The organism is Sphaerisporangium viridialbum (assembly GCF_049674955.1).
Taxonomy (GTDB): Bacteria; Actinomycetota; Actinomycetes; order Streptosporangiales; family Streptosporangiaceae; genus Sphaerisporangium; species Sphaerisporangium viridialbum.
Genome location: NZ_CP187232.1, coordinates 3,770,242 through 3,782,515, shown reverse-complemented (window position 1 = coordinate 3,782,515; position 12,274 = coordinate 3,770,242). Strand labels below are relative to the sequence as shown.

Here is a 12,274-nt window from a genome sequence, read left to right as displayed (position 1 = left end):
TGTAACGGGTCAAGGCGGCTTCGGCAGTTACCTTGCCCGCGAGGGTCCGCCGTACGGACCGGCCGATCGTGGGCTAGGTTGATGGTCGCGAGTCCGAGCGCGAGGGTGTAACTGGTCAAAGTGAACTTCAACAGCCATTCCGATGCCGTGGTGGCGATCGCGGCGTCCCTCATCAACACGCTGACCGAGGGCGAGGCGCGCGGCAGGACGTACGTCCTCCCGCCCGAGGGCCCCGAGCGGCGCGAGGCGGTCACCGCGGCCCTGCGCACCGGCAGCCGGCGTGCGCGCGAGGTCACCGACGCCGAAGCGCGCGAGCTCGCCGGCATCGCCACCGAGCTGCGCGTGGTCTTCGACGCGATCGAGGCGGGCGACGTCGACACCGCCGCCGAGCAGGTCAACCGCCTGATCGACCGCTTCCACGCCCGGCCCCGCCTCGACCGCCACGACGGGGAGCCCTGGCACCTGCACTTCCACGGTAAGGGCGACAGCCGGTCCGACGAGTGGGCGGCCTCGTGCGCCACCGGCCTCGCCATCGTGCTCGGCAGCGAGCTGCACGACCGGCTCGGCGTGTGCACCGCGCCGCACTGCGACCGCGTCTACGTCGACATCTCGCGCAACGGCACCCGCCGCTTCTGCTCCACCGCCTGCCAGAACCGCGTCAAGACCGCCGCCTTCCGCGCCCGCGCCGGCCGCTCCTAGCCCCCCGCCACAGGACGCCCGGCCCGCGCCTCGCCTCAGAGCGAGGTAAAGCAACGGTCACGGAAAGTGTCGATCTAACTACACCGGGAAGAGAAGGAAAGATCACATCGAACGGCGGCGAGCCGTTCACCTGGCAGGCGGCCGGTCTCCGAGATGCCCGCGGAGGCGCGGGCCGTTCCGCCGCGAAGCTCCAGTGGGGGGAAGAAGTGGCTGTACGGACTCCTCGATCCGTCGCCGTACCGGCGGCGGCGGCTTTTCTTGCGGTGGCGCTGCTCGGCGGCTGCGGCGGTCACAAGACCGCCGTCGTGACGCCCGAGAACGCGGTCGCCACCAGTCCGGCGGCCGGCGCGCCGCCGGCGGGTGCCCAGCCTTCGGCGGGCACGGAAACCGAGTACAACGCCGAGTGCCCGACGGGAGGCAACGCCAAGCCGTTCGCCAAGACCCGCTTCGCTCTGCACGCGGGCCTCGCGCTCGGGGCCTTCCACCGGTACATCTACAAGCCCCTGCGCAGTGGCGGCTTCAACGCCGGCGCCGAGAAGCGCAAGCGCACCTTCGTGAAGGCGGCCGTGGCGGGCGTCTTCGCCCTGCATGAGCTGAAGGTCGCCAAGGGCTTCGCGGTGGCCAATCCCACGCTGTGCAAGGCCGTGGAAGGCGTCAGCAGCAAGTTCACCAGCCTCACCGACAAGCTCAAGGGCGGCACCGCCACGGAGGCCGACCTGAACACCAGCAAGGCGTCCATGGACGGCCTGCAGAAGGACGCCTCGAAGACCGGCTACGACTTCAAGGAGCAGAACGTCACGATTCCGGGCGCCAGCTGACCTGATCCGACTCGCGAGGCCGTGCCCCAGCACAGGGGGGTACGGCCTCGCGAGGGTGCGAGGCTGATGCGACTACGCCCGTACACGTGACCTGCGGCAACGGAGGTGGGGTTCCATGACCGGCGAGGACGACGTCTTCGACGTGATCGTCGTGGGCGCGGGACCGGCCGGGGAGATCGCCGCCGCCCGGGCCGTACGGGGCGGCCTGACGGCGGCCGTGGTCGAGGAGCGCCTGGCGGGCGGCGAGTGCGCCTACTACGCGTGCATCCCGAGCAAGGCGCTGCTGTGGCCGATGGAGCTGGCGGCCGAGGTGAGCCGGATGCCCGGGCTGCAGCTGCGCGGCCCGATCGACGCCGACGCGGTGCTCGCCCGCCGCGACCGGGTGGTGTCCCACTTCGACGACGGCGGCCAGGTGGGCTGGATCGAGAACGTCCCCGCGACGTTCGTCCGGGGCCATGGACGCCTGGCCGGCCCTCTGCGGGTGGAGGTGACCACGCCGGACGGCGGCACCCGCGCCCTGAGCGCCCGGCACGCCGTCGTCGTCGCGACCGGCAGCGACCCCTCGATCCCGGACGTGCCCGGCCTGCGGGAGGCGCGCCCGTGGACGAACCGGGAGGCGACCAGCGTCCAGCAGGTGCCGAAGCGGCTGGTGGTGATCGGCGGCGGGGTCGTCGCCTGCGAGATGTCGCAGGCGCTGCACTCCCTCGGCGCACAGGATACGACCGTGCTCGTACGCGGCGACCGCCTGCTCGGCCGGACCGAGCCGTTCGCCGGCGAGCTGCTGGCGGAGTCGTTCCGGCGGTCGGGCATCGACGTGCGCTTCGGCCGTACGCCCACCCGTGTCGAGCGCCCGGTACCCGGCGGCCCCGTCACCGTCCACACCGGCGACGGGGCGCTGATCGAGGCCGACGAGATCCTCGTCGGCACCGGACGCCGGGCGGCCGTGGGCGACCTCGGCCTTGAGACGGTGGGCCTCGCGGCGCGCGGCCCGATCGAGGTGGACGCCAGCATGCGGGCGACGGGCGTCCCGGGCGACGGGCTCTACGCCGTCGGCGACGTCAACGGGCGCAACCTGCTCACCCACATGGGCAAGTACCAGGCCCGGGTGTGCGGCGACGTGATCGCCGCCCGCGCCAGGGGCCTGGCCGACGACCTTCCTTCGCACCGCGACATCGCCGACGACCTGGGCGCCCCACAGGTCATCTTCACCGACCCGCAGATCTGCGCGGTCGGGCGCACCGAGTCCCGGGCACGGGCCGAGGGCTTCTCGGTGCGCGCCGTGGAGTACGACATGGGGGCCGTCCCCGGCGCCACCCTCCAGGCCGACGGCTACATCGGCCGGGCGAAGATGGTCGTCGACGAGGACCGCCGCGTGCTGCTCGGCGTCACCTTCGCCGGCCCCGCGGTGGCCGACCTCCTGCACGGGGCCACCATCGCGGTCACCGCCGAGGTGCCCCTCTACCGGCTGTGGCACGCCATTCCCGCGTTCCCGACCGTGAGCGAGGTCTGGCTCCACCTCCTGGAGGAGTACGGCCTTTGACTTCCTCCCCCTCCTAAAGCTAATGGAGGGGGATTCCCACCCTCGCGGGTGAGGTTTCCTGCTTCGTTGCCGACCGCACCCGGGAGGTCCCGGAATGTCTTACATCAGCTCCACAGGCAGACACCGCTCGACCAGCGGCCAGGATGTTCTTGGCGGCGTTGGTGTCCCGGTCGTGCCGGGTGCCGCAGGACGGGCACTGCCACGTCCGGGTGTTGAGCGAGAGTCCGGCGAGCAGGTGCCCGCAGGCCGAGCAGGTCTTCGAGGACGGGTACCAGCGGTCGATCACGACCAGGTGCCGCCCGTGCTTGGCAGTCTTGTACTCAAGCTGGCGCCGGAACTCAGCCCACCCGCAGTCGGAGATGACCCGTGCCAGGCAGTGGTTGCGGACCATGTTCTTCACGGCGAGGTCTTCGATCACGATCAGGTCGTGGTCGGCCACTAGCCGGGCGCTGGTCTTGTGCAGGAAGTCCGCGCGGGCGTGGCGAACCTTGGTGTGGGCGCGGGCGACCTTCGCTTTGGCCTTGGCCCGGTTGGCGCTGCCGCGCCGCTTGCGAGCCATGCGCCGCTGGTAACGGGCCAGATTCCTCGCTCTGCGTTCCAGGTGGCGCGGGTTGGCGATCTTCTCGCCAGAAGACAGGACGGCGAAGTCCTTGACACCCAGGTCGACGCCGGCAGCCGAACAGGTGGCCGGGGCCCGCTCGGGCTCGACGGCGGTCTGGATGGCGAAGGAGGCGTACCAGCGGCCGTCCGCCTCGCGGGAGACCGTCACCGTCGAGGGGGCCGGCATGGCAGGGTCGATGCCGGGCCAGGACCACACGAACTCGACCGGCGAGTCCATCTTGGCCAGGTGCAGCTGCCCGTCCTTCCAGCGGAACGCCGACCGGGTGTAGGTCACCGACTGTTTCCCGTGCCGGGACTTGAAGCGGGGGTGGCGGGCGCGTCCGGCGAAGAAGTTCACGAACGCCGTGTACTGGTGCCGCAACGTCTGCTGCAACGGCACGCAGGAGACATCGGACAGGAACGCGAACTGTGGGTCGCGCTTCAGCTCGGTCAGGTACCGGTCGGTTTGCGCGTAGGACGTCTTGGCCCCGTCGGCTTGGTAGCGGGCCTGCCGCCACGCAAGGACACGGTTCCACACCAGGCGTACGCACCCGAACGTGCGGTTCAGCACCGCAGCTTGTTCGGGGGTGGGGTAGACCCGCACCTTGTATGCCGTACGCATGTTCGTATTTTGCTGCACGGCACACAGATCCGTCAGCGAAACAAGAAGGTCACGAGCGCCTGGCACTCCAGGCCGTCCCGGCTCCGCCGGGCCGAGCCTGACGGGGTCCGGATTCCTCCCGGCCCTAAAGCTAAAGGACCGGGCTTCCTCGGAGTTTTCGGTGACCTCCATCGCGGAGCGTGGAAGCCGGATGAGGGAGGCCGGTCGTGGACAGCCTCGGCGACGCCTGATCGGTGACTGGCACCGTGCCTTCTACGCCGCGGTCAAGGCGCTGGCGTTGTTCCTGACCGCCGCCGCGGCGTTCCGGCTCACCGAGCGACGGACCATGGCGGAGTTCGCCCCGTTCGACTGGGTCGCCGCGGTCGCGGTCAGCGCCCTCGTGGGGCGCACCGCCACCGCGACCGACGCCTCGTGGCTGACCGGCGCCGCGGCGCTGGTGGCCCTGCTCGCGACCCATTCGGCGGTCACCAGGCTGCGGTTCGTACCGCCCGTCGGCCGCCTGGTCGACCCCCCGCTACGGATCCTGATCCGGGACGGGCACGTCAAACCGGCACAATCTCCGCCGTAGCGGGCTCACCGAGGCCGACCTCGACGCCGTGCTACGCCAGCAAGGACACCTCGGCCCGGCCGGTGTCCACCTCGCGATCTTCGAGGCCAAGGGCGTCGTCTCCGTCCTGCCTCACCCGCCCGGCCACGACACGCGGCCCGAGCCGTAGGTTCTGAGACGCGTATGGCCGCACGGCGCTCGCTGTGCGGTGCGGTCAGCGCCTGCCCGCGAGGACGTCCCGGGCGATGGCGTCCCGCTCGGCCGCCTCCTGCTCGGCCATCTCCTGCTCGGCCACCACCCGGGCGTCGTACGCCGTGCGGGCCGAGGCGATCTCGTTCTGGTGCTCCTCGGTCCAGGTGACCAGCGCTCGGATGGTGTGGTGCAGGGTCGCGCCCAGCGGCGTGAGCGCGTAGTCCACGCGCGGCGGCACGGACGCGTGCACCGTGCGGCTCACCAGCCCGTCGCGCTCCAGGTGGCGCAGCGTGCGGGCGAGCATCCGCTGGCTGACCCCGTCGATCGTGCGGCGCAGCTCGGTGAAGCGCAGGGTGCGCTGGTCGAGCAGGGCGATGACCAGTAGCGACCACTTGTCGGCGATGCGGTCGAGGATCTGGCGGACCTCGCAGTCCTCCCGCGTGTCCCACTGGAGAACGTCGTAGTCGTCGCCGGTATCCCCGCAGTAACCGGGGGACTTTGAAGTGCCGTCTTCCATGGTCATTGATGGTGTCCGAAGATGCTGCTGGTTACAAGAGGGAACCGGCACTCATCTGGATTACCGTGCCCGGTCCCGCCTTTCCCGGAGGAGTCAAATCATGTCCACATCGAGCGGACACATGGACGGGCGTGCTTGGGGCGCGTTGTTCGTATTGTGCGGAGCGATCTTCCTTGAGGGGATCGACGTGGCGATGCTGAACGTGGCGCTGCCGTCGATCCGCGCCGACCTCGGCCTGTCCACCGGCATGCTCAGCGGAGTGGTCAGCGCCTACGTGCTCGGCTACGGCGGCTTCATGTTGCTGGGCGGCCGCACCGCCGACCTGCTCGGCCGCCGCCGGATGTTCCTGTTCTGGCTGACGGTCTTCCTGATCTTCTCAGGCCTCGGCGGGTTCGCCACCGAGGGCTGGATGCTGCTGGTCGCCCGGTTCGTCACCGGGGTCGCGGCGGCGTTCATGGCCCCCGCCGGGCTGGCGCTCGTCACCGGCAACTTCCCCGAAGGGCCACTGCGCACCAAGGCGCTCGGGGTCTACGCGGGAACGGCGGCGGGCGGCTTCTCGCTCGGCCTGGTCGCCGGAGGGCTGCTGGCCTCGCTCGGGTGGCGGTGGGTGTTCTTCGCGCCGGTCATCCTGTCGGCGGTGATCCTGCTGGCCGCCATCCCCCTCATCAAGGATCCCGGCGACACGGAGCGCCCGGCGGGCGGCTTCGACCTTTTGGGCGCGTTCAGCATCACCGGGGCGATGCTGCTGCTGGTGTACGGGGTGGTGCGCCTGGAGCGTCCCGGCAACGACTGGGGCGGCACGGCAGGTACGTTCGCCGCCGGCCTGGCACTGCTGGCGATCTTCGTCGTGATCGAGCGGCGCACGGCCCACCCGCTGGTGCGGCTGGGCATCCTGCGGTCGGGGCCCCTGGTGCGCGCCAACCTGGGGGCGCTGCTGTTCGTCGGCTCCTTCGCCGGCTTCCAGTTCCTGGCCACCCTGTACCTGCAGGAGCTGCGCGGCTGGAGCACGCTGCAGACGGGTCTGGCCATGCTGGTGATCGGCATGGACACGGTTCTCGCCCCGACCCTCACGCCACGGCTGGTGAACCGGTTCGGCAACGTCCCCGTGCTGTTCGGCGGGCTGGTGCTGGCGACCCTGGCCTACGTGCTGTTCCTGCCCGCCGGGCTGGACTGGGCCTACACCGCCATGCTGCCGACGATGCTCCTGCTGGGGCTGGCCTTCTCCCTGGCGTACGGCCCGCTGACCATGGCCGCCACCGACGGCATCGACGAGCACGAGCACGGCCTGGCAGGCGGCCTGCTGTACACCGCGATGCAGTTCGGCACCGCCCTCGGCCTGTCGGCGGTGACCGCCGTCAACGTCGCGGCGCTCGGCGACTCCGGCTCGCCCGAAGCGGGGCTGGACGCGCTCCAGACCGCCCTGGTCGTCCCGGTCGTCGCCGGGGCCCTCGGCGCGATCATCACCGCCTTCGGCCTGCGCGCCCGTAAGACGCGGGGGCCGGGGCTAGTCCGCGAGGAGCCGGTCGTACCGGTCGGCGAACTCCGATGACTCCCCCGCCACCGCCCGCAACGGCGCCAACTCCTGCAACGTCCGCCGGGATCCGCTCACCTGCGAGAGCACATCGAGTCCCTCGGCCAGGGCGTCCGATTTCGCGCCGGAGGCCAGCAGCGCATCGGCCAGGCAGGCACGGCCGTAGGAGCGGTTTCGATCGCTGTTCCACTTGTCCACAGACCGCCGGTAGAACTCGACCGCGGCAGCCGGTTTACCCAGTGCTATAGCTGCCCGGCCCTCGAAGCTCAAGAGCTCTGCCTCGCTGACGAATCCAGCCCAACCCGGGTCGTTCTCATGCGGTCCACGTTCGAACTCCCGCCAGGCGTTGGTCATCGATCTGCGGCAAGCCCGCCCGTCACCGAGAACGGCGTGCGCGGAGGTCTCCCGAAGTTCCAGCAGCGCGTACACGCGCGGTGTGGCCCAGTGCCGCGCCAGTTCCTTGGCCGTGGCCACGAAGCGCAGTGCCTCTCTGGCACGACCCGGGTGCCGCCGCGCGAGCCGTGTGGCCTGCATGGCGAGGAGGGATGCCACCTGTACATGAAGTTCCCGATCACCAGCGTGATCGGCGTACAGGCGGGCTTCGCCGTAAAACCTGCGAGCGAGATTCTGATCGTCTGAGTCATAGGCGAACCAGCCCGCGTCGACGCTCAGCCCTCCGGCGATGGCCACCAACTGGCGGCCGATCGCTTCGCTGTAGTCGGCCTCGTCGAGCATTAGCCGTACCCTCGCGAGCAGATGCAGCGCGGGACCAAGCAGCATGGCACCACCTATCCGCTGATCGTCAGCGCGCAGGCGCTCAACCGTGGCCTTGAGGTGTTTCACGTGCGCGGCTTCGACCCGAGTGGGAATGTGCATGGAGCCCCATCCCATGCCCGCTGCGAAGCCGCCAGCGAGAACTCCGTTGAACTGGCGGCGGTCCATGTCCATGTCAGGATTTATGCCCTCAACGGGCAGACCTGCCACCGGATCGCCGATGAGCAGGGGGATGAGAGCGTGGCGCGGCATATCGATGGCATCCGCGAAGCGGAGGATCTCGCGGATGTCGTAGATCGTGCCACGCTCACCGCTCTCTATGCGGTTGACCGTGCTCTGCGACCAGCCGACCAGGCCGGCGAGCTCAAGCTGGCTCAGCCCCATCGCCGCACGCACGATCGCGACGAACGCGGCCAGGTCGGCCGAGGCCAGCGCCTGGCGCAACGACGAGCAGTCCCACAGCCACGCCGGTGCGACGGGTCGCGCGCCACGGGTCGCCCGCAGGCAGGGAGCGCACACGGGATCACGGCTGTATCGGCTCAGCACCGCCTTCCGGCACCCCGGGCACAGCCGCTCCCCCATGCGCCCGAGTCCTTCCTCTCGAAGCCCGCCAGGCGCGTCACCGTAGGAGAAACCGACGGCGTTCGCGATGCCAATCTGTCATAACCACCTGTGATCGACCAATGACGGTACGGCGTTTCCCGTCGGGCCTTCTCACCAGACGCTGACAACCGCCCGCGAAAGGCGCGGCGTCCATGGGAGAAGGGATCGGGATGCTTTCCGTTGAGCGGGTGAGCCATGTCTTCGTGGTGCTCTCCACGATCGAACAGGTGCCCATGGCCAGGCGCGAGACGGTGCGAACGCTCGCTTCCTGGGCCATCGACCGGGAGACCGCGTTCACAGCGAGCCTCGTCGTGACCGAGCTGGTGACGAACGTCGCCGAGCACGCCGCCGCGGAGTCACCCACCGCCACGGTGATGCTGGCCGCCGACGCGCGGTGGCTCACCGTGGCGGTCCACGACACCCATCCGCGCCTGCCCCGCGCGCTGGCCACGTCCCATGACGATGGCGGACGGGGTCTCCGCATGGTCATGCTCCTCACCGAGGAGACGGGAGGACAGCACACCGTCGAACCGACGACCGGAGGCGGCAAACACATCGTCGTCCACCTGTCACGCCGCTGGGAGCCGGCAAGTTGCACCTTTTGACCCACCCGTCAGGCACTTGACGGGTGAGCCGGGGCTGCCCACCCAGGAGTGGCAGCCCAGCAGTGCCTGGGCCACGGCCAGGCACACGAGCTCGGAGTCGCTGAGCAGAGGTGGTCCGCCAAGGCATCGCGTTCCTCCGATCTTCACGTAAAGTGCGGTCAAGAGGGCGTTCAGGTCTGTCGAGACACACGGATCCTGGATGCGTCTACCGCTCCGAAGGCCGAACCACAGAGCCACGTGTGCAGCGTGGTCGCGCTCGGCGGGGCTGCGAACCCCCTTGCGGAATCGAGGTCAGCGCCCAGGTGGAGGCGGCAGTGAAGTGCCCTGACATGTCGCGCGGTGCGCGACTCACCGCCCATAGTGCCGTCTCCACATCCCTGGCCTTGTGCAGTGATCGCGCACTGCACGAGCTCGTGGACACGGCCGTGCCGATCGGCTCTGGCATCGGCGGGAAGTCGGCCCTGCTGGAGGTCGCCGGAACCTCGGTCTTCGTGAAGCGGGTGCCACTCACCGATCCGGAGAGACAGCCGGAGAACGTCCGATCCACGGCGAACCTGTTCGCGCTGCCGGCCTTCTGCCAATACGGCATCGGCGGGCCGGGCTTCGGGGCCTGGAGAGAGCTCGCCGTGCAAACCATGACGACGAACTGGGTGCTCGCGGGGGACTACGAGGGCTTCCCCCTGATGTACCACTGGCGGGTGCTGCCGGACTCGGTTCAGTCCCTGCCCGAGGAACTGGCCGACGTGGAACGAGCCGTCGCGTACTGGGGAGGCGGATCGGAGGTGCGCCGCCGGATCGAGGCTCTCCAGCAATCCTCGGCGAGCGTCGCGCTGTTCCTCGAGTACATCCCGCAGAACCTGCACGAGTGGCTGGGCACTCAGGTCGGAGCCGGCGACGAGGCCGCCGACCGGGCCTGCGCCATGGTGGAGAGGGACCTGAAGGCCGGAACCTCGTTCATGAACACCCGTGGGCTCCTGCACTTCGACGCCCACTTCGAGAACATCCTGACCGACGGCCGGCGCCTCTTCTTCGCGGACTACGGCCTTGCGATCTCCTCCCGGTTCGAGCTGTCGCGGGACGAGGCGGACTTCTTCGACCGGCATCGGACCTACGACCGCTGTTATACCGTCACGCATCTGGTGCGCTGGCTGGTCACCGCTCTGTACGGATACCGGAGGGAGGACCGCGACGCGCTGGTACGCGCGTGCGCCGAGGGCAAGCGCCTCACAGGAATCCCGGAGGCGGCTGCGGCGATCCTTGCCCAACACGCGCCGCTCGCCGCGGTGATGTCGGACTTCTATCGCAAGCTCCAGGGGGAGAGCAGGGAGACCCCGTACCCACTGGAGGAGATCCGCCGGCTCGGCGGGATGTACAGCTCGTCCACCGGCTGACGGACCGCAGCGCGGGTGCCCACTCATCCAGGGGGATCTTCGGGCGGCGACAAAGGGAGTTCGCCCACCCGTCAAGCGATCGACGGGTGAGCCGAGTGCTGCCCACCCAGAACCTGGACCACCTAGGGGCGCGGGGTGACGGCCGACCTCGCGAAGATCCCGGGACAGGCGCGGTCATGTGACTGAGATCCCGCGACGTGCTCGCTGATCTCGGTGGCGGCTTGGACCAGTCCGGCAGATCTCGGCCGACGGCTCCGGAATGTTCGTCGGCTCGGTATCAGTCATCGACCCTGATCAGTGATGGCTGCTTGCGGTGAGCCGGGCATGTACTGCTCCCGTGCGTCGAGTAGCTCGTCCCAGTGCTCCGCTGCCCACGCGCATGCGGCATCCAGTGGCTCCAGCATGCTGCGGCCCAGCGGCGTCAGCGCGTATTCCACCCGCGGTTTCGGGTCGGCGTGCACCGTACGTGACACGAGCCCGTCTCGCTCCAGGCCGCGTAGCGACTGCGTGAGCACCTTTGGGGTGACACGGTGCAGTGGCACGCGCAGCTCGGAGAATCGGCGCGGGCCGCCTTCCAGGCAGCGAATGATCAGGGCCGCCCACTTGTCGCCGAAGCGAAACGGCAGCAGCGAGGACGGGCACAGTTCGTCGAACATGTCGGGAGGCAGCGACTGCCGGTGCGTCATGTGTCTCCTGCCTCGCGGCTGGGGCCGGTAGCTGGTCTCGGTATCCAGGAGGTAACCGCCCTTGTGGATACCTTCGGAGCATCGACGCAACGGGAGGTATTCCAAAGATGGGCAGGTTCGTGATATTCGGGGCAGGCGGCCGAGCCGGCCGGCAGGCCGTCGCTGAAGCGCGTCGGCGTGGACACCAGGTCACCGGGGTGGTACGCGATCCCTCGCGCTATAGCGGCTTGGCAGACGGCAGCGTACAGATCGCCGCCGGCGACGTCACCGACGTGACGGATGTCGCCGCTCTCGCGTCTGGACACGACGCCGCGATCAACGCGGCGGCTGTGTACGGTGCGGGCACCGATCCGGAGGCATTCTTCGCCGGCGCCTCGCACGCCCTCGTCAAGGGCCTGCGGCAGGCCGGAGTGGGCAGGCTTGTCACGGTCGGGCTCTCAGCGCTACTGCCTGGCCCTGATGGCACCCGCCTGCTGGACATGCCCGGCTTCCCCGCCGAGTTCCGGCCCTTCTGCCTGGCCCACGCCGCCGGTCTCGATGCGCTCCGTGTCGAAGGCGGCACGCTGGACTGGGTGTATGTCAGCCCAGCCGGCGACTTCGACCACGAGGGTGAGCGCACCGGCCACTATGGGATCCGCGAACACGGCGACACCGCGGCGCGCATCTCCTATGCAGACTTCGCCCTCGCCCTGCTCGACGAGGCCGAGACCCCACGGCACCACCGCGGCCACCTGGCCGTGGCATGACGACATAGCGACACCCCAGATGCGATAAGAAGTGGCGTCATGTGACCGGGTCGCGTAGCCAGATCCGGATGGAGGCGACCTGCAAGGCGCACGGCTCACCGTGCCGCTCGCGCTCCGGCGCGGTCGCCGGCAACTACCACACCGGCCGCTTCACCAAGGTGCCCCGGCTCGCCGAACTCCTGCGCGTGCCCACCCCCGCCGACCGCGGGCCCGGCCAGCCGTGGCGCCCCGGCGCAGCCCGCCAGATCAAGGCCCACGCCCCGCACTGCCGGGTTGTCTTCACCGTGTACGAGATGAAGCGCCTCGGGCGCGACGCCGCCGAACTCACCGCGCTCGCCCGCGAAACCACCCCAACCTGGCGAGACATCTGAACCCAGTTCAGACAGAACTCACGGGATCAAAC

The 12,274-nt window shown here is 69.7% G+C and carries 14 protein-coding genes; 10 read left to right on the top strand and 4 right to left on the bottom strand.

From position 1 onward, the window contains the following. The first annotated feature begins 120 nt into the window (after positions 1-120). The 3 genes from ACOZ38_RS16620 to ACOZ38_RS16610 all read left to right on the top strand — a co-directional run bounded on the left by ACOZ38_RS16620 (position 121) and on the right by ACOZ38_RS16610 (position 3,057). Positions 121-699 carry a CGNR zinc finger domain-containing protein gene (locus ACOZ38_RS16620; RefSeq protein ID WP_424531635.1) on the top strand — a complete coding sequence of 193 codons (579 nt, stop codon included), beginning with the start codon at positions 121-123 and terminating at the stop codon, positions 697-699. A gap of 206 nt (positions 700-905) precedes the next feature. Continuing rightward, positions 906-1,517 carry a hypothetical protein gene (locus ACOZ38_RS16615; RefSeq protein WP_424531634.1) on the top strand — a complete coding sequence of 204 codons (612 nt, stop codon included), beginning with the start codon at positions 906-908 and terminating at the stop codon, positions 1,515-1,517. Between the two features lie 115 nt (positions 1,518-1,632). Beyond that, the gene (locus tag ACOZ38_RS16610) at positions 1,633-3,057 is read left to right on the top strand and encodes a dihydrolipoyl dehydrogenase family protein (protein ID WP_424531632.1); all 1,425 of its coding nucleotides are present in this window, start codon (positions 1,633-1,635) and stop codon (positions 3,055-3,057) included. 19 nt (positions 3,058-3,076) lie between these two features. Here ACOZ38_RS16610 and ACOZ38_RS16605 read toward each other — a convergent pair whose 3' ends face one another. Next, positions 3,077-4,279 (bottom strand): RNA-guided endonuclease InsQ/TnpB family protein, encoded by a 1,203-nt coding sequence (locus ACOZ38_RS16605; protein ID WP_424531631.1) that lies wholly within the window; start codon positions 4,277-4,279, stop codon positions 3,077-3,079. A gap of 160 nt (positions 4,280-4,439) precedes the next feature. On the opposite strand from ACOZ38_RS16605, the gene ACOZ38_RS16600 reads away from it, so the two are divergent. Both ACOZ38_RS16600 and ACOZ38_RS16595 read left to right on the top strand, forming a co-directional pair. Further along, positions 4,440-4,847 (top strand): hypothetical protein, encoded by a 408-nt coding sequence (locus tag ACOZ38_RS16600; RefSeq protein WP_424531629.1) that lies wholly within the window; start codon positions 4,440-4,442, stop codon positions 4,845-4,847. A 28-nt stretch (positions 4,848-4,875) separates the two neighbouring features. Next, on the top strand, positions 4,876-4,995 hold the full coding sequence (locus ACOZ38_RS16595; RefSeq protein WP_424531628.1) for a hypothetical protein: 120 nt from the start codon (positions 4,876-4,878) through the stop codon (positions 4,993-4,995). A gap of 45 nt (positions 4,996-5,040) precedes the next feature. On the opposite strand, the gene ACOZ38_RS16590 is transcribed toward ACOZ38_RS16595, so the two are convergent. Further along, the gene (locus ACOZ38_RS16590) at positions 5,041-5,535 is read right to left on the bottom strand and encodes a winged helix-turn-helix transcriptional regulator (RefSeq protein ID WP_424531626.1); all 495 of its coding nucleotides are present in this window, start codon (positions 5,533-5,535) and stop codon (positions 5,041-5,043) included. Positions 5,536-5,635: 100 nt separating this feature from the next. Between ACOZ38_RS16590 and ACOZ38_RS16585 the strand changes: the two genes are divergently transcribed. Further along, positions 5,636-7,084, top strand: coding sequence for an MFS transporter (locus ACOZ38_RS16585; RefSeq protein ID WP_424531624.1), 1,449 nt, complete (start codon positions 5,636-5,638; stop codon positions 7,082-7,084). Here the strand turns inward: ACOZ38_RS16585 and ACOZ38_RS16580 are convergent. After that, a complete protein-coding gene (locus ACOZ38_RS16580; protein WP_424531623.1) occupies positions 7,040-8,422 on the bottom strand; it encodes a helix-turn-helix domain-containing protein in 1,383 nt (460 codons plus the stop codon). The genes ACOZ38_RS16585 and ACOZ38_RS16580 overlap by 45 nt on opposite strands. 191 nt (positions 8,423-8,613) lie before the next feature. On the opposite strand from ACOZ38_RS16580, the gene ACOZ38_RS16575 reads away from it, so the two are divergent. Together ACOZ38_RS16575 and ACOZ38_RS16570 are read left to right on the top strand one after the other, a co-directional pair. Beyond that, positions 8,614-9,048: an ATP-binding protein gene (locus ACOZ38_RS16575; RefSeq protein WP_424531621.1), complete on the top strand. Its 435-nt coding sequence runs from the start codon at positions 8,614-8,616 to the stop codon at positions 9,046-9,048. A gap of 383 nt (positions 9,049-9,431) precedes the next feature. After that, a complete protein-coding gene (locus ACOZ38_RS16570; RefSeq protein ID WP_424531619.1) occupies positions 9,432-10,439 on the top strand; it encodes a protein kinase family protein in 1,008 nt (335 codons plus the stop codon). A gap of 281 nt (positions 10,440-10,720) precedes the next feature. Here ACOZ38_RS16570 and ACOZ38_RS16565 read toward each other — a convergent pair whose 3' ends face one another. Further along, complete coding sequence (locus ACOZ38_RS16565) at positions 10,721-11,125, bottom strand: winged helix-turn-helix transcriptional regulator (RefSeq protein ID WP_424531617.1); 405 nt, start codon at positions 11,123-11,125, stop codon at positions 10,721-10,723. A gap of 107 nt (positions 11,126-11,232) precedes the next feature. Between ACOZ38_RS16565 and ACOZ38_RS16560 the strand changes: the two genes are divergently transcribed. Beyond that, positions 11,233-11,871 carry an NAD(P)-dependent oxidoreductase gene (locus tag ACOZ38_RS16560; protein ID WP_424531616.1) on the top strand — a complete coding sequence of 213 codons (639 nt, stop codon included), beginning with the start codon at positions 11,233-11,235 and terminating at the stop codon, positions 11,869-11,871. 41 nt (positions 11,872-11,912) lie between these two features. Next, positions 11,913-12,242, top strand: coding sequence for a hypothetical protein (locus tag ACOZ38_RS16555; protein WP_424531615.1), 330 nt, complete (start codon positions 11,913-11,915; stop codon positions 12,240-12,242). The last annotated feature ends 32 nt before the right edge of the window (positions 12,243-12,274 follow it).